This is a genomic window from Devosia sp. Root685 (genome assembly GCF_001427875.1).
GTDB lineage: Bacteria > Pseudomonadota > Alphaproteobacteria > Rhizobiales > Devosiaceae > Devosia.
Genome location: NZ_LMHK01000003.1, coordinates 437,213 through 452,848 on the forward strand (window position 1 = coordinate 437,213; position 15,636 = coordinate 452,848).

At 61.8% G+C, this 15,636-nt stretch carries 15 protein-coding genes; 8 read left to right on the plus strand and 7 right to left on the minus strand.

The features are described from left to right. Positions 1–66 precede the first annotated feature (66 nt). A complete protein-coding gene (locus tag ASD83_RS17225) occupies positions 67–1,098 on the plus strand; it encodes a Gfo/Idh/MocA family protein (RefSeq protein ID WP_056313192.1) in 1,032 nt (343 codons plus the stop codon). A gap of 181 nt (positions 1,099–1,279) precedes the next feature. Here ASD83_RS17225 and ASD83_RS17230 read toward each other — a convergent pair whose 3' ends face one another. The 5 genes from ASD83_RS17230 to ASD83_RS17250 all read right to left on the minus strand — a co-directional run bounded on the left by ASD83_RS17230 (position 1,280) and on the right by ASD83_RS17250 (position 6,724). Further along, positions 1,280–2,110 carry a dipeptide ABC transporter ATP-binding protein gene (locus ASD83_RS17230; protein WP_056313193.1) on the minus strand — a complete coding sequence of 277 codons (831 nt, stop codon included), beginning with the start codon at positions 2,108–2,110 and terminating at the stop codon, positions 1,280–1,282. Next, positions 2,107–2,955 (minus strand): ABC transporter ATP-binding protein, encoded by an 849-nt coding sequence (locus ASD83_RS17235; protein ID WP_056313196.1) that lies wholly within the window; start codon positions 2,953–2,955, stop codon positions 2,107–2,109. The genes ASD83_RS17230 and ASD83_RS17235 overlap by 4 nt, the downstream gene beginning before the upstream one ends. Positions 2,956–2,959: 4 nt before the next feature. Then, positions 2,960–3,853 (minus strand): ABC transporter permease subunit, encoded by an 894-nt coding sequence (locus ASD83_RS17240; protein WP_056313199.1) that lies wholly within the window; start codon positions 3,851–3,853, stop codon positions 2,960–2,962. A gap of 1 nt (position 3,854) precedes the next feature. Further along, the gene (locus ASD83_RS17245; RefSeq protein ID WP_056313200.1) at positions 3,855–4,862 is read right to left on the minus strand and encodes an ABC transporter permease subunit; all 1,008 of its coding nucleotides are present in this window, start codon (positions 4,860–4,862) and stop codon (positions 3,855–3,857) included. 266 nt (positions 4,863–5,128) lie between these two features. After that, a complete protein-coding gene (locus ASD83_RS17250; RefSeq protein WP_056313202.1) occupies positions 5,129–6,724 on the minus strand; it encodes an ABC transporter substrate-binding protein in 1,596 nt (531 codons plus the stop codon). Positions 6,725–6,946: 222 nt separating this feature from the next. Here ASD83_RS17250 and ASD83_RS17255 point away from each other — a divergent pair, with 222 nt between their 5' ends. From ASD83_RS17255 to ASD83_RS17270, 4 genes are all read left to right on the plus strand, one after another. Continuing rightward, a complete protein-coding gene (locus ASD83_RS17255) occupies positions 6,947–7,339 on the plus strand; it encodes a VOC family protein (RefSeq protein WP_056313204.1) in 393 nt (130 codons plus the stop codon). After that, positions 7,312–7,842 (plus strand): hypothetical protein, encoded by a 531-nt coding sequence (locus ASD83_RS17260; protein ID WP_056313206.1) that lies wholly within the window; start codon positions 7,312–7,314, stop codon positions 7,840–7,842. The genes ASD83_RS17255 and ASD83_RS17260 overlap by 28 nt, the downstream gene beginning before the upstream one ends. Further along, a complete protein-coding gene (locus ASD83_RS17265) occupies positions 7,839–8,777 on the plus strand; it encodes an aldo/keto reductase (protein WP_056313209.1) in 939 nt (312 codons plus the stop codon). Before ASD83_RS17260 ends, ASD83_RS17265 begins: the two co-directional genes overlap by 4 nt. Before the next feature lie 175 nt (positions 8,778–8,952). Next, positions 8,953–10,164, plus strand: a complete 1,212-nt coding sequence (locus ASD83_RS17270; protein WP_056313211.1) for an ROK family transcriptional regulator — start codon at positions 8,953–8,955, stop codon at positions 10,162–10,164. Positions 10,165–10,230: 66 nt separating this feature from the next. Here the strand turns inward: ASD83_RS17270 and ASD83_RS17275 are convergent, their stop codons facing one another. Beyond that, positions 10,231–10,530, minus strand: a complete 300-nt coding sequence (locus ASD83_RS17275) for an HU family DNA-binding protein (protein WP_056313214.1) — start codon at positions 10,528–10,530, stop codon at positions 10,231–10,233. A gap of 191 nt (positions 10,531–10,721) precedes the next feature. On the opposite strand from ASD83_RS17275, the gene rirA reads away from it, so the two are divergent. Further along, positions 10,722–11,213 (plus strand): iron-responsive transcriptional regulator RirA, encoded by a 492-nt coding sequence (gene rirA / locus ASD83_RS17280; RefSeq protein ID WP_056313369.1) that lies wholly within the window; start codon positions 10,722–10,724, stop codon positions 11,211–11,213. Positions 11,214–11,539: 326 nt separating this feature from the next. After that, positions 11,540–13,348, plus strand: coding sequence for an ABC-F family ATP-binding cassette domain-containing protein (locus ASD83_RS17285; protein ID WP_056313216.1), 1,809 nt, complete (start codon positions 11,540–11,542; stop codon positions 13,346–13,348). A gap of 161 nt (positions 13,349–13,509) precedes the next feature. On the opposite strand, the gene ASD83_RS17290 is transcribed toward ASD83_RS17285, so the two are convergent. After that, positions 13,510–14,499 carry an aldo/keto reductase gene (locus tag ASD83_RS17290; protein WP_056313217.1) on the minus strand — a complete coding sequence of 330 codons (990 nt, stop codon included), beginning with the start codon at positions 14,497–14,499 and terminating at the stop codon, positions 13,510–13,512. Positions 14,500–14,619: 120 nt separating this feature from the next. Between ASD83_RS17290 and ASD83_RS17295 the strand changes: the two genes are divergently transcribed. Further along, the gene (locus ASD83_RS17295) at positions 14,620–15,627 is read left to right on the plus strand and encodes a zinc-binding alcohol dehydrogenase family protein (RefSeq protein WP_056313371.1); all 1,008 of its coding nucleotides are present in this window, start codon (positions 14,620–14,622) and stop codon (positions 15,625–15,627) included. Positions 15,628–15,636 lie beyond the last annotated feature (9 nt).

Genomic DNA, 15,636 nt, shown 5'->3' on the forward strand with positions numbered 1-15,636 from the left:
AGCGCGGGAAATTTCGCTAAATCCTCCCGAACTATCTTGTATGGAACGGCTTTGGAGGACGGGCGAATGGCGCTGGGCAGGAAATTTGGGCTGGGCGTGGTGGGTGCGGGCATGGCGGCAAAGCCGCATGCCCTGGCGCTCGATGCGCTGCGTGACCGGATCGATGTGCGCGGCGTCTGGCGGCGTGACGCTGAAGCCCTCAAGCAATTCTGCGACCTCTATGATTTTCCGGCGGCCCAGAGCTACGAAGCCATGCTGGCCGATCCCGAGCTTGACGCGGTTCTCATTCTGACCCCGCCCAATGCGCGTGAGCCGCTGGTTGCGGCAGCAGCCGCCGCCGGCAAGCATGTGCTGATGGAAAAGCCGGTGGAACGCACCACCGAAGCGGCTGCCCGCATCGTCGAGATTTGCGAGCGGGCCGGGGTGACGCTGGGCATTATCTTCCAGCACCGGTTTCGCGCCGCCTCCAAGGCACTGGCCGCAAGGGTCGCGAGCGGCGAACTGGGAAAACTCTTTGCGGCCCATCTCACCGTGCCATGGTGGCGCCCGCAGGAGGGCTATTATGACAAGCCCGGCCGCGGCAGCTTTGCCCAGGATGGCGGCGGCGTTCTTATAACGCAGGCCATCCATTCGCTCGATCTGATGCTGAGCCTCACCGGGGCGGTGAAATCGGTCACCGCAATCGCCGCGACCACCGGTTTTCATGAGATGGAGACCGAAGATTTCGTTGCCGGCGGGCTCGAGTTCGCCAATGGCGCAGTGGGTGGCTTGATGGCGACGACGGCCAATTTCCCCGGCGGGGCGGAAAGCATCACTCTTAATTTCGCCAAGGCCAGCGCCACATTGGCGGGCGGCAATCTCAATCTGAAATGGTTCGATGGCCGCGAGGAAAATATCGGCGAGGCGAGTAATTCAGGTGGCGGCGCCGACCCTATGGCGTTTCCGTTTGACTGGCACATGGCGCAAATCGCCGAGTTCGCCGAGGCGGTAGAGGCGGGGCGCCAGCCGGTCTCCACCGGCCACACGGCGCTGGCGGTGCACAAGCTGATCGACGCGCTGATTGCTTCATCACGCGAGGGGAGGCGGGTGGAGGTTTAGGGCGCTATTCGTCCTGGCGGCAAAAGTAGCCCTCATCCTGAGGCGCGCAGCGCAGCGGAGCCTCGAAGGACGGGGGCGTGCCCCGATGCCCCGGCGTCACGCCCTCGTGGTTCGAGGCCCCGGGTTAAACCCGGGGCACCTCACCATGAGGGCTACTTGACGATCGCGAGAGGCCTTGCCGTCAAACTACAGCCGCCTGCTTCCGGGCGATGCGCGCCCGAATATGCTCGACGTCGGTCTGCGGCGTCGCGGCAAAGAGCGTCCTGGTATATTCGTGCTCCGGGGCCGAAAACACCGCGTCGCGGCTGCGGTGTTCGACGACATCGCCAAAGTACATGACCATGACTTCGTCGGCGATATAGCGCACGACCGAGAGGTCGTGGCTGATGAACACATAGGTCAGCCCGAACTCGTCCTGCAGGTCTTTCAAGAGGTTGAGAATCTGCGCCTGCACCGAAAGGTCGAGCGCCGAAACCGGCTCGTCCAACACCAGAAAGCTCGGATTGAGCATCAGCGCCCTTGCGATGGCGATGCGCTGGCGCTGGCCGCCCGAGAACATGTGCGGGTAGCGATTATAGTGCTCGGGCTGGAGGCCGACCTTGGTCAGCATGGCCATGGCCTTTTCGCGCCGCTCGGCCGAAGAAAGCTTGGTATTGAGCAGCAGCGGCTCGCAGAGCACGTCGCCGATCTTCTGGCGCGGATTGAGCGAGCCATAGGGGTTCTGGAAGACGATCTGCACTTTTTGGCGCAGTTCCCGCGTCACATGGGCGGCATTGGCCTTGATCCCATCGATAAGGATTTCGCCCGAAGTCGCCTCGTCGATCAGCGTGATCATGCGGGCAAGGGTGGACTTGCCGCAGCCGCTTTCCCCGACGACGGCAAGCGTCTTGCCCTTTTCGAGCGTGAAGCTGACGCCCTTGACGGCATGCAGAACCTTCGCCGGTTTCAAAAAACCGCCAGAGGTGATGTAGTCGCGCGTGAGATTGCGCACTTCGAGAACGGGTGTCGTCATTGGGCAACTCCCGGCGCGGCGGTAAACAGCATGTCGGAAACCGTCGGCAGGCGATCGCCCACGGCATTTTCCGGCAGGGCCGACAGCAGCGCCCGCGTATAGTTGGACTGGGGATTTTCAAAGAGGGAGAGCACGTCGGCCTCCTCCATCTTGTGCCCCTTATATTGCACGATGACGCGGTCGGCCGTTTCGGCGACGACGCCCATGTCATGGGTGATCATGATCAGCCCCATGCCGGTCTGTTGCTGCAGCCCGACCAGGAGATCGAGGATCTGCTTCTGAATGGTCACATCGAGCGCCGTGGTCGGCTCGTCGGCTATAAGCAGCTTTGGATTGCACGAAATGGCCATGGCGATCATGACGCGCTGGCACTGGCCGCCCGACATCTGATGCGGAAAGGCTTTCAGCTTGTCCTCGGCATCGCGAATGCCGACCTGCTGCAGGAGCTCGACCGCGCGATTATGCGCAGCGCGGCCCTTGAGGCCGAGATGCTTGTCGAGCACTTCGCCGATTTGGAAACCGACGGTGAAGCATGGATTGAGGCTCGCGATCGGCTCCTGAAAAATCATGGCAATGTCCTTGCCGATGATTTTGCGCTTTTCGCTGTCCGACATGGTGAGAAGGTCGCGGCCTTCAAAGCGCATGACATCGGCAGTGACGCGGGCGGTGGCCGGCAGGAGGCCCATGGTGGCGAGCATGGCCACCGATTTGCCCGAACCGCTTTCGCCCACAATGGCGAGCACTTCGCGATTGTCGACAGCAATGTCGATGCCATCGACGGCCTTGAAGAGGCCAACCGAGGTGTCGAAGGCGACGGTGAGGTTCTTGATTTCGAGAAGGGACATAGGGTCAGCTCCTCTTCAGCTTGGGATCGAGCGCGTCGCGCAGCCCGTCGCCGATGAGATTGATGGCGAGCACCGTGATCAGGATGGCAAGGCCGGGGAAGGTCACGACCCATGGTGCCTTGAGAATGAACTCGCGGGCCGAGGCCAGCATGGTGCCCCATTCCGGCGTCGGCGGCTGCGCGCCCATGCCGAGGAAGCCCAGCGCCGCGGCTTCGAGAATGGCATTGGAAAAGCTCAGCGTCGCCTGCACGATCAGCGGCCCCAGGCAATTGGGAAGAATGGTGACCATCATGAGCCGGAGATGGCCGGCGCCCGAAAGCTTGGCGGCGGTCACGTATTCGCGGCTCTTTTCGGCCATCACGGCGGCGCGCACGAGGCGGGCAAAGTGTGGCTGCAAGACCAGCGCAATGGCGATCATGGCATTGAAGAGGCCCGGCCCGAGAATGGCGACCAGCACCAGAGCCAGCAGCAGCGGCGGAAAGGCCAGGATAATGTCCATGATGCGCATGATCAGCACATCGACCCAGCCGCGGAAATAGCCGGCTAGGACGCCGAGCACCACGCCGACGATCAGGGCGCCGACGACGACGAAAAAGCCGATAAACAGCGAATAGCGCGCGCCATGAATGAGGCGCGAAAGCATGTCGCGACCGACGGGGTCGGTGCCGAGGATGAAACGCGGATCGGCATTGGCGTCCCAGATCGGCGGCCGGAGGAGCGCATCGCGGAACTGGACGTCTGGCGCATAGGGGGCGATCAGCGGCGCGAAAATGGCGACGAAAACGAGGATGGCAAAGACGGTAAGGCCGATGACGGCGCCGCGATTGACGGAGAAATAGAACCAGAATTCACGAAGGCCCGAGGCCGGCGCATTGGCGGAAGTGTTTGATGTGGCCATGTTACTGCACCCGAATGCGCGGATTGATGAGCGCGTAGAGGAGGTCAACGATCAGGTTCACCGACATGACGATGAGGGCGATGATCAATAGCCCCGACTGCACCACGACATAATCGCGCTTGGAGATGGAATCGATCATCCACTTGCCGATGCCCGGCCAGGTGAAGATGGTTTCGGTGAGAATAGCGCCGCCGAGCAGGAGCCCGACCTGCAACCCGATTGTGGTGACGACGGGGATCAGGGCATTGCGCAGCGCATGCACATTGATCACGCGGTTGGGCGACATGCCCTTGGCGCGGGCGGTGCGCACATAGTCTTCGCCCAGAACTTCGAGCATGGCCGAACGCGTCTGCCGCGCGATGACGGCAAGCGGAATGGTGCCGAGCACGATTGCCGGCAGGATCAGGTGCCGCAGCGCCGAGACGAAGGCCGGCCAATTGCCATGGAGCAACGTGTCGATCAGCATGAAGCCGGTAATGGGCTTTAAAAAGAACGTCAGCGCAATGCGGCCCGAAACCGGCGTCCACCCCAGATATCCCGAGAAGAAGATGATGAGCAGCAGTCCCCACCAGAAGATCGGCATGGAATAGCCGGTCAGCGCCACGCCCATGGTGATCTGGTCGAACCACGAACCGCGCTTGATGGCGGCAAAGATGCCGGCGGGAATGCCGATGATCACGGCAAAGAGCAGGGCGACGAAAGCCAGTTCCATCGTGGCCGGGAATAGCGTCATGAATTCGTTGATCACGGGACGCTTGGTGGCGAGCGAAATGCCGAAATCGCCCTGCATGACGCCCCAGAGATAATTGAAATATTGCTGCCAGATCGGCAGGTTATAGCCGAATTGCTCGCGCAGGATCTCGTAGCGTTCCGGCGTCACGCCATGTTGCCCCGACATGGCGAGGATGGGGTCGCCCGGCAAGACGCGCACAAAGGCGAACGCGCAGATGGAGATGCCGATAATGGTCGGCACCAGAAGCGCAATCCTGCGCAAAACGTAGTTCAGCATGGATGGGTCTTGCCCCTTGGGCGCAGGCCCGCCGCAAAAGGCGGCGAACCCACTGGTCCCGTTTCCTGTTAGCGGTGTGCGTCCGTGGGCCGTTTATCGGCCCATCTCGGTGGAACGTATTTCGTTCCGCCTCGGTGGAACGTATTTCGCGTTCCGCCTCGGTGGAACGAAGTACGTTCCATCTGACCCCGCCTGTTCTTAAAAAGCGGAGCCCCGATCCGGCCTTTGCCGGACCGAGGCCCTTTGTCGTGAGAAAGGTTAAACCCTTACTCCTGGACGTCCACGCCCTTGAAGGAGTGGCTGCCGAGCGGGCTCATCACATAGTTGAGCACGGTCTTCTTCATCGGCATGAACACGCGGCTATGGGCCAGGGTGATTGCAGGTTCTTCAGCCTTGAAGATTTCCTGAGCCGTGGTGTAGAGCGCGGTGCGTTCTTCCGGGTCGGACGAGGTCTTGGCGGCCGAGATGGCAGCTTCGAAGTCTTCATCGCACCAGCTCGAATAGTTCGAGACGCCGATGGCCGAGCAGGAGAACAGGGTGGCAAAGAAGTTGTCCGGATCGCCATTGTCGCCGGTCCAGCCGATCATGAACGGGCCCTTGCGGTCGGGCTGCTTGCCGCGCTCGCGATATTCGGTCCATTCATAGGTCACGATATTGGCGGTGACGCCGACCTTGGCCCAGTCGGCCTGGATCAGTTCGGCAACGCGCTGGCCGTTCGGGTTATAGGGACGCGACACCGGGATGGCCCAGAGGTCGGTCGTCAGGTTAGTGACGCCCGCAGCTTCGAGCGCGGCCTTGGCGGCTTCCGGATCATAGACGTCGGCGGCGATCGCATCGTCATAGGACCACATGGTGGGCGGGATCAGGTTCTTGGCGTCCTGGCCGGCACCTTGATAGACGGCCTCGATGATGGCGGACTTGTCGATCGCCATGGTCAGGGCCTTGCGCACTTCGGGATTATCGAACGGCGCTTCGGTGGTGTTGTAGGAGATGTAGCCGATATTGAGGCCTTCCTGCTCCTGCACGGTCAGGTTCTCGTCGGCCTTGAGGGCTTCGAGATCGGCCGGGGCCGGGTAGGGCATGATATCGCATTCGCCCGCGAGCAGACGCTGCGCACGCACCGAAGCATCGGTGGTGATGGCAAAGATCAGATCGTCGATCGGCTGCTTGCCGTCCCAGTAGTCGGGGAAGGCGGAATAGCGGATGACGGTATCGAGCTGATAGTCGACCAGCTGGAAGGGACCCGTGCCGACAGGCTGGGTCGAGAAGGCGGCCATGTCGCCGGAAGCGGCGAGCTGATCGGCATATTCCTTCGACACGATCGAAGCGAACTGCATGGCAAGGTTTGCCAGCATCGGTGCGTTCGGTTCGGTCAGCGTCAGCTTGACGGTCAGGTCGTCGATCTTGTCGATCGAGGCGATATATTTGGGCATGTCCATGCCCTGGAAATAGTCCCAGGTCATGCCTTCGAGATAGTTATGCCAGGGATTGTCTTCCTTCCACTGACGCTCGAACGAGAAGATCACGTCATCAGCGTTGAGGTCGCGGGTCGGGGTGAAATAGGGCTGGGTGTGCCACTTGACGCCCGGACGCAGGTGGAAGGTGTATTCCTTGCCGTCTTCAGAGACGTCCCAGCTTTCGGCCAGCGCGGGAATGACTTCGGTGGAGCCGGGAGCGAACTCAACCAGGCGTTCGAAGATCGTGTGGGCGGAGGCGTCGAAGTCGTTGCCACCGGTTACCGGGCCGGGATCGAAGTGAGCCGGCGAGGCTTCCGAGCAGTAAACCAGCTGCTTGGCCTGAGCGGCGCCGGCGGCAAGAGCCACCATCGCAGTCGCGGCCATCAGGGTTTTCATCAATTTCATGATTGTTGTCTCCCGAAGTAATTCATGCTCTCCAGCGTTCCCATCTGGAGGCTTGGGCGACACCAAAGCCTAGTTTTTTAGGAAGTGCAACGACGAAGTTGACCATTTGGTCAATCGTGTGACGGCTTAAAGGCTTTCCACAGAAATGGACGGATGATTCCAAATCCGTTCGGCAAGTAATCATGGCTTGACCGCGTCTTATCGGTAATGAACGATAGAGCCATGACGCAGAAGATCGCCACAATCGCCCTGGTCGTCGCCGACTACGACGAGGCCATTCACTTTTACCGCGACAAACTTGGTTTCTCCCTGGTGGCTGATACGCCGTTGGGCCCAGGCAAGCGCTGGGTGCTGGTCGCGCCGCCGGGCAGTACGGGAGCGCGCCTGCTGCTCGCCAAGGCAGATGGCCCCGAACAGCTGGCCGCAATCGGCAATCAGACCGGTGGCCGCGTCATGCTCTTTCTTGAAACCGAGGATTTTGCCGGCGACTTCGCGCGCATGAGCGAAAGGGGCGTCACGTTTCTCGAAGCACCGCGCCATGAAGCCTATGGCTCGGTCGCGGTCTTTGCCGATCTTTATGGAAACAAATGGGACCTCATCGAGCCGCGGGGCTGATCGCTTTTTTGGTTCTTGCCCAGCCGGCTTTTGCGCAGACAGCGGGCTGGCATTTCTCCCCGCTCTCCGGCGAGGGCGATCGCGCGGCCATGGGCTGCGCGCGTGATGCAACTCCAGAGAATTTCACCTGTCTCGTCGTACGCTGCGAGGACGATTTCTCGACCGGGATCCATGTCCATTCGAGCCGCTTCGGCGGCGATGCCGGCACCTGGGAGATGACGCTCGACCGCGAGAATCGCAGTTTTACGGCCGAAAAATCCGACACCCCCTATGGCGCACGCATCAGCGAAGGTGCCGATCTGCTGCTCGATCGGCTGCGTCACGGAACTTTCGTCTATCTCCGCCATAGCGGGGACGAGCACGCTCCTTTTGCCTTCATCGACCTCACGGGGTCGATGCAAACCATCGCCGAAGCGCTCTATTGGTGTGCGCCCCGCGTGCCGCCCACAGAACAAAACGCAGTCCCGGACGTTGATCCCGATCAAATTGGAGAAGAAGAATGAACCGTCGCCCTCTCGGCCGCAGTGAACTCGTCATCGAACCGCTGGTTCTCGGCGGCAATGTCTTTGGCTGGACGGTCGATGAAAAGCTTGGCTTCGATATTCTCGATGCCTATGTCGACGAGGGTTTTACCGCCATCGACACGGCCCAGGGTTATCCCAACTGGGTGCCGGGCAATCCGCCGGGCATGAGCGAAACCATTATCGGCAAATGGCTCAAGGCGCGCGGCAATCGCGACAAGGTGCATGTGATCACCAAGGTCAATTCGTCCCACCAGCCCAAGGGGCTCACCGCCGAAGCCATCAAGACCGGCATCGAAGATTCGCTGCAGCGCCTGCAGACCGATTATGTCGACCTCTATTTCAGCCATTGGCCGGCCGATGAATGCACCCACGAGGAAACCCTCGCGGCCTATGATATGCTGATCCGCGCCGGCAAGGTGCGCACCATCGGCGCCTCCAACTATGACGCGGCCATGATGAAAGCAGCGCAGGACACCGCCATCCTCAAGTCGCTGCCGCGCTACGAGGTCACCCAGCCGCTTTATAATCTCTATGATCGCGAGCAGTTCGATGCCCTGCGTCCGTTTCTCCTCGAAAACGAGGTTGGCGCCATCACCTATTTCAGCCTCGCAGCCGGTTTCCTGACCGGCAAATACCGCTCCAAGGCGGACCTCGGGAAATCGCCTCGAGGCGGCGGCGCGGAAAAATATCTCAACGACAAGGGGCTTGGCATCCTCGGCGCGCTCGACACTGTGGGTAAGGAACTCGACGCAACGCCGTCCGAAGTCGCCCTTGCCTGGCTCGTGGCCCAGCCCGGCGTCAGCGCCCCGATTGCCTCGGCGACCTCGGTCGAACAGGTCAAAAGCCTGGCCCGCGGCGTGCGCCTGACGCTGAGCGAAGACGCCAATGCCAGCCTGACCAGTGCCGGCATTTAAGCCGGGGATTGGCGGAGCGGCGAAATGGCAGCTTGCACTGCCGCGCTGCTTCGCCATGATGGCGTAAGCGAACAAGCCAGAATCGGCACCGGCCCCATGGCTGCCCCATCCTTTTGGTGCGGTGCGGGAGCCTATTCGCCCTGCCATTTCAGACCTATGTCACGGAAAGACCAGCGTGAGCGATTCCGCAGTCCCGACGATCGATCTTTTCCACCTCGGCGCCAAGGGGCTGCAGCACCACGGCCTGCGCCGGGCCAATGAACGCGCCGTCCTGACCGTCGTGGGGTTCAATCCCGGTCTGTCCAATGCCGAAATCGCCCGCATGTCGGGCCTCGCGCCCCAGACCGTTTCGGCCATTCTCAACGATGTGGAAGCTGCCGGCCTCATTATGCGCGGCGAAGTGCTGCGTGGCCGCCGGGGCCAGCCGGCAACCCCGATCTTCCTCAAACCCGAAGGCGCCTATGCCATCGGCGTGGAAATCGGCTGGCGCCATGCCGATGTGCTGGCCATCAATCTTCATGGCGCAGTGGTCGCCCAGCGCCATATCGACTATGCCGAGGCTGACCTTGCCGCGCTCGCGCCGCAACTGGCCCAGCTGATCGACGAACTGATCCGGGACTGGCCCGAGGAGCAGCGCCAACGGCTGGCCGATATCGGGGTGGGCATGCCCGGCTCCATCCATGCTGCGACCTGGCCGCTGGAACAGGAAGCCGGCAGCAAGTCCGGTCCCTCGCCGGCCGCTTTCGCGGCCGATCTCGAACAACGGACCGGCCTCGCCGTAACGCTGTTCAACGATGGCAATGCCGCCTGTTGGGCCGAACTGATCGCCCAGCCGGCGCCGCGTCCGGCGAGCTTCATTTATCTCCTCGTCTCGACCTATCTCGCCGCCGGCCTCATCGGGGAAGGCCGGCTTTGGCAGGGGCCCACCGGCCATTCGGCCGATCTCGGCGCCATACTGGTTGATCGCAACGAAAAGGGGCCGCTATCGGCCCATGCCATCGCCTCGGCTTCCGCCCTTGTCGAACGGCTGGGTGCCGCCGGCTTTGCCGTCGATCTCGCCGCCGTCGAAAATTGGGATTGGCCCGCGCTCGAACCCGTCGTCGAACCCTGGCTGGAGGACTGCGCCGAGGCGCTGGCACTGGTCGTCTTCAATACCAATGCCGTGGTCGAAGCGAGCCTCGTCGTGCTCGATACCATTTTGCCTGCGCCGATCACGGCCCGCCTTGTCGAACGTCTGGCCGTGCATTTCGAACGCCTGCCCGCCCGGCGCCGCGTCAGCATTGCCTCCGGCCATGTCGGTCGTCTGGCCCCCGCGCTCGGCGCCGCCGAACTGCCGCTTTACCACCGGTTCTTTTCGCGCAATCTTTTGGAAAAGCCCCGGGACTAGCGCAAACAAAATCCCGCCGAAGCGGGATTTTTTGTTGGCTGCAATTTGGTAGCGCGCTCCGAAAGCTTAAGTGTCCGCCAATTCGTCGAGCGCCTCGCGCAATCGCGCGCTGGGCGTAAAGGTCACTGTGTGGCGAGGGGTGATCCGATGCTCGGTGCCGGTGCGCGGATTGCGCCCCACGCGTTCGGCCCGGGAGCGCACGGCCAGAGTACCGAAGCCGGTCAGTTTGACCGTTTCCCCGGCCTTGAGCGCATCGCCGATCAACTCGAACATGCGCTGGCCAATGGCCGTAACATCGTTTTTAGCCAGGCCGGTGGCCTCGCTGGCAGAGGCGGTGATGATGGCCCGCGTAATGGTAGTAGACAAGGCGGCTCTCCTCCCAATAATTTCATATTCCGAAGTTAAGTCGCTGTCCAGTCCGGTTTTTGGGTCTTAAATATGATCGGTCGGTTCAGGATATGGTTGACATTTTTTAGAATGGTTTTAAATTAGCGCTCGTGCCATGGATGGGTCGAAGCCATGGCAGCATGCTGCCAAAGCCAAAGGACCATCCGCTCGTGAGACTCACCCGCCAATCCAATTACGCCATCCGCACCCTGGTCTATTGCGCCGTTAACGATCCAGAACTGAGCCGGGTTGCCGAAATTGCGCGGGCCTATGGGATTTCCGAGCTGTTTCTTTTTAAGCTGATCAAGCCGCTCGTTGAAAATGGCCTGCTGCAGACCGTGCGCGGCCGTCATGGCGGCATCAAGCTGGGTAAGCCGGCCGACCAGATCACGCTGCTTGAGACGATTCGCCTGACCGAAGAAAACTTCGCCCTCGCTGAATGTTTCGAAGAGGGCGCTGATTGCCCGCTGATCGGGGAATGCGATCTCAATGGCGCGCTGCGCGAAGCGCTCGGCGCTTTCTTCGAGGTGCTTGCCGGCTATACCATTGCCGATCTTGCAGCCAAGAAGCGCTCCATCCGCCAGCGTCTGGGCCTCTCGACCACCGAGGCAGTCAACGCAGATTCTGCCGGCAATATCGTTGGCGACATTGTCGCGGCTTAAATCTGACTGCGAAACTCAAATATGAGTTTGACAATCATGTTTGCCCGTGATTACTAGACTGCATTGGTGCAGCGCCCCCGTGGGGCCTGTGGGGTGCAGCGCCAAAACGACGGGGCTTGCTGCTGCCGTCTCCCCGGGCCGATCAGGATCCTCAACGTCCTGATCGGCCTCTTTGTTTTTCCTAGCCTGTCTCCCGAAAGTGGGTCCCGGTTTCGGGATAAAGACAGGCGTTACAAAAATGCCTGAAGCGCAGCGCGCTTTGGGCGCATTGATATGTCGCCGGGCCTGTGCTCTATCCGCGGCAAATTCCCGGACTTTTATTGCCCATGGCCCCGCCTCCTCTTCTCTCCCTGCAGAATATCCAGCTGACCTTTGGCGGCACGCAATTGCTCGAGGCCGCCGAACTGATCGTCTCGCCCGGCCAGCGCATCGCGCTTGTCGGCCGGAATGGCTCGGGCAAGTCGACGCTGCTGAAAATCGCTGCCGGCATGGTCCAGCAGGATGCCGGCCGGCGCTTTGCAGAGCCCGGCGCCACCATCCGCTACCTGCCGCAAGAGCCCGATCTCTCGGCCTATGCGACGACGCTTGCTTATGTCGAGGAAGGCATGACCTCGGGCGATGACGAATATCGCCCGCAATATCTTCTCAATGCACTGGGCCTGACCGGCAACGAAGACCCCAAAACCCTCTCGGGTGGCGAAGGCCGCCGCGCCGCGCTCGCGCGTGTTCTCGCGCCCCAGCCTGATGTGTTGCTGCTTGACGAGCCGACCAACCATCTCGACCTGCCGGTTATCGAATGGCTGCAAGCCGAACTCGATTCCATGCGCTCGGCCATGGTCATCATCAGCCACGATCGCCGCTTTCTCACCGATCTCTCCCGCTCCACCGTCTGGCTAGACCGGGGCCTCACCCGCCGTATCGAAAAAGGCTTTGGTGCCTTTGAAGGCTGGCGCGACGAAGTGCTGGAACAGGAAGAAAAGGACCGCCACAAGCTCGACCGCCAGATCGTGCGCGAAGAGCATTGGCTGCGCTATGGCGTCACCGCTCGCCGCAAGCGCAATGTCGGCCGCCTCGAACGCCTTGCCGGCCTCCGCCAGGATCGCCGCGACCAGCGCCGCGTCACCGGCGCCGTCAATATGCAGGTCACCGAGGGCCGCACCTCGGGCGCGCTTGTCGTTGAAGCCGAAAATATCTCCAAGACCTATGGCACCCGCGCCATCGTCAACGATTTTTCGACCCGCGTTCTGCGCGGCGATCGCGTCGGCCTCGTCGGCCCCAATGGCGCGGGCAAGACGACGCTGATCAAAATGCTCAATGGCCTCCTCGAGCCCGATAGCGGCACCATCAAGCTCGGCTCGGCCATCGAGCTTGCCATGCTCGACCAGGGCCGCGCCCGGCTCGATCCCGACACGCGCCTCAAGGACGCGCTGACCGGCGGCGGCAGCGATACGCTGAAGATCAACGGCGAGAACAAGCACGTCGTTGGTTATATGAAGGACTTTCTGTTCACCCCCGAACAGGCCAATACCCCCATCGGCAAGCTCTCGGGCGGCGAACGCGCTCGCGTCGCGCTGGCCCGCGCTTTGGCCCTGCCATCGAACGTTCTCGTCCTCGACGAACCGACCAACGATCTCGATCTCGAAACCCTCGATCTGCTCGAAGAGATGGTTTCGGACTATGCCGGCACGGTCATCGTCGTCAGCCACGATCGTGACTTCCTCGATCGCGTCGCCACCTCCATCATCATGGCCGAGGGCAATGGCAACTGGCTCGAATATGCCGGCGGTTACTCCGACATGGTCGCTCAGCGCGGGGCAGGGGTTGCCGCGCGCGCCGTCGAAAAAGCGGCGGTCGCCAAGCAGAAATCCGCGTCGTCGGGCGTCGCTTCCTCGTCCAAGCGCAAGCTGAGTTTCAAGGAAAAGCACGCCCTCGAAACCCTGCCCAAGGACATCGCCAAGCTCGACGACCAGATGGTCGTGATCAACCGCAAGCTCGCCCAGCCCAATTATTACACCCGCGATCCCCAGGGTTTTGCCAAGGATTCCGCAGCGCTGAGCGAAGCGGCGACCAAGAAGGCCAAGGCCGAAGAGCAATGGCTGGAGCTGGAGATGTTGCGGGAAGAACTGGAAGGGTAGAGCGCTACCTTCGATACCTCCCCGTCACCCCCTCCCAACCTCCCCCATCAAGGGGGAGGTGCTGCATCGAGTATTTGGCACTATGTTGCCAAAGCCACTATCCCTTCACCTCCCCCTAGATGGGGGAGGCTGGGAGGGGGTGATGGCAAGCACCGGACTTTTTAGCCCCGCGCCGGCCCCTGCCCAGCCCCCGTCGCCTCGATCGCCTTCGCGATCACCTCGATATCCCCCGCATCGAGTTCCAGGCTCGCCGCATCGATCCAGCCATCGACCTGCGCCGGCGAGCGTGCCCCGACAATAGTCCCCGTCAGCCCCGGCCAGGCATGGCACCAGGCCAAAGCCACGCTCGAAACGCTGGTCCCATGCTTTTGGGCAATCGGCTTCAGGCTCTCGGCCAGCTTGAGATTGGCTGCAAGCTTGTCGCCCTGAAATTCCGGGCTGCCCTTGCGCCAGTCATTGTCCGGCATGGCTGCAACCCGCTCGGCCGTCATCGTGCCCGTAAGCAACCCCGCCTGCATCGGCGAATAGCAGATGACGCCCGTGCCATGCTCAGCGCACCAGGGCAAAATCTTTGCCGCGGTCTCCCGCCGGATCATCGAAAACGGCGGCTGCAGCGTCTCGACATGGCCCATGGCTTCGGCGCGTGCCAGTTGCTCTTCGTTGTGATTGGAGAGGCCAACATGGCGCACCTTGCCCTCGGCCTTGAGCTCCAGCATGTTCGCCCAATACTCTTCGAGCGGCGCGTCGTCCGAAGGCCAGTGCAACTGGTAGAGATCGATCACCTCGACCTTGAGGCGTTTTAGGGAGTTTTCCAGTTCCTGCCGCAAATGGTTGCGCTCCCCGATCCGGCGCGGGTTCTCGCCCTTCTCGTCGCGCACAATGCCGCCCTTGGTGAACACCAGCGGTCGCTTGTCCGCCGGCAGCCTCGCCAGTGCTTCGCCGATGACGGCCTCGGAGTGCCCATTGCCATAGACGGCCGCCGTGTCGATCCAGTTGATGCCGCTCTCAATCGCGTGCCGGATCGCCGCCATGGATTCCGCATCGTCCTGCGGCCCCCACATATTGCCGCCCATGGCCCAGGCGCCGATGCCGAGCTTGGTGATCTGCAATCCCGTCTTGCCAAAGGCCCGTGTCGGCAGATGCGTCTTCATCGCGTGTCCTTCCAAAACTGCTGGCTTCAACACGGTGTAACCTGCCAAAGCCTCTATTGTCACCCGCCATGTATGGAAGATATAAGGCACTAACATGTTACGGTGATGAAGGATCAACCCATGCAAGCCTTGACCATTCTGCGTCCCGGCGAAGCTGCTCTCACCGAAAAGCCAGTGCCCGTGCCCGGGCCCGGCGAAGTCGCCATTGATCTGGCTTTTGTCGGCTATTGCGGCTCCGACCTCACCTCCTATCGTGGCCTCAATCCGCTGGTGAGCTATCCGCGCGTGCCTGGCCACGAAATTTCCGGCACCATTGCCGCATTGGGGCAGGGCGTCGAAAATCTCGCTCCCGGCACCGCTGTGACCGTGCTGCCCTATTTCAATTGTGGCACCTGCCGCGCCTGCCGTTCCGGCCGGCCCAATGCCTGTCCGAACAATCAGACCATGGGCGTGCAGCGCGAAGGCGCCATGACCGGCCGCGTGGTTGTCCCCGCGGCGAAGGTGATCCCGGTTGAAGGCCTTTCCCAGCGCGATCTGGCCCTGGTCGAACCCTGCGCCGTCGGCTTTCACGCCGTCCATCGTGCCGCGCTGAAAGCGGGTGAAACCGTCGTCGTCCTCGGCTGCGGCATGATCGGCCTCGGGGTCATTCTGGGCGCTCTGCGCCAGGGCGCCCGCGTCATCGCTATCGATCTCAGCGACGCAAAATTGGACGTCGCCAAAAAGCTGGGCGCTCAAGAGGTCATCAACGCCTCAACCGATGTAAGAGCCCGCGTCGCCGAGCTGACGGGGGAGGGGCCCGACGTGGTGGTGGAGGCGGTCGGCGCCGAAGCGACGTTCCTCCAGGCCATTGACCTCGTCGCCACCGCGGGCCGCGTCGTTTATATCGGCTACGCCAAGGCCCCGATTGCCTACGAGACCAAGGTGTTCATCACCAAGGAGCTCGACATCCGCGGCTCGCGCAACGCAATGCGCTTGGATTTTGACGATGTCATCGACGAGTTGCGCAAACGTCCGGATGCGGGAGATCTCATCGTCACGCGCACCGCAACGCTAGGGGAAGCCGCCGAAGCGCTCGCCGATTGGCACGCGCGGCCGGGTGATTTCACCAAGATACTGGTAAAGTTCTAGGGGGGCGCA

What these genes read in the sequence shown, in the direction of transcription:
- ASD83_RS17225 (WP_056313192.1), top strand. Translation starts at nt 67, where the DNA reads ATGGCGCTGGGCAGGAAATTTGGGCTGGGCGTGGTGGGTGCGGGCATG.
- ASD83_RS17230 (WP_056313193.1), bottom strand. Translation starts at nt 2,110, where the DNA reads ATGACGACACCCGTTCTCGAAGTGCGCAATCTCACGCGCGACTACATC.
- ASD83_RS17235 (WP_056313196.1), bottom strand. Translation starts at nt 2,955, where the DNA reads ATGTCCCTTCTCGAAATCAAGAACCTCACCGTCGCCTTCGACACCTCG.
- ASD83_RS17240 (WP_056313199.1), bottom strand. Translation starts at nt 3,853, where the DNA reads ATGGCCACATCAAACACTTCCGCCAATGCGCCGGCCTCGGGCCTTCGT.
- ASD83_RS17245 (WP_056313200.1), bottom strand. Translation starts at nt 4,862, where the DNA reads ATGCTGAACTACGTTTTGCGCAGGATTGCGCTTCTGGTGCCGACCATT.
- ASD83_RS17250 (WP_056313202.1), bottom strand. Translation starts at nt 6,724, where the DNA reads ATGAAATTGATGAAAACCCTGATGGCCGCGACTGCGATGGTGGCTCTT.
- ASD83_RS17255 (WP_056313204.1), top strand. Translation starts at nt 6,947, where the DNA reads ATGACGCAGAAGATCGCCACAATCGCCCTGGTCGTCGCCGACTACGAC.
- ASD83_RS17260 (WP_056313206.1), top strand. Translation starts at nt 7,312, where the DNA reads ATGGGACCTCATCGAGCCGCGGGGCTGATCGCTTTTTTGGTTCTTGCC.
- ASD83_RS17265 (WP_056313209.1), top strand. Translation starts at nt 7,839, where the DNA reads ATGAACCGTCGCCCTCTCGGCCGCAGTGAACTCGTCATCGAACCGCTG.
- ASD83_RS17285 (WP_056313216.1), top strand. Translation starts at nt 11,540, where the DNA reads ATGGCCCCGCCTCCTCTTCTCTCCCTGCAGAATATCCAGCTGACCTTT.
- ASD83_RS17290 (WP_056313217.1), bottom strand. Translation starts at nt 14,499, where the DNA reads ATGAAGACGCATCTGCCGACACGGGCCTTTGGCAAGACGGGATTGCAG.
- ASD83_RS17295 (WP_056313371.1), top strand. Translation starts at nt 14,620, where the DNA reads ATGCAAGCCTTGACCATTCTGCGTCCCGGCGAAGCTGCTCTCACCGAA.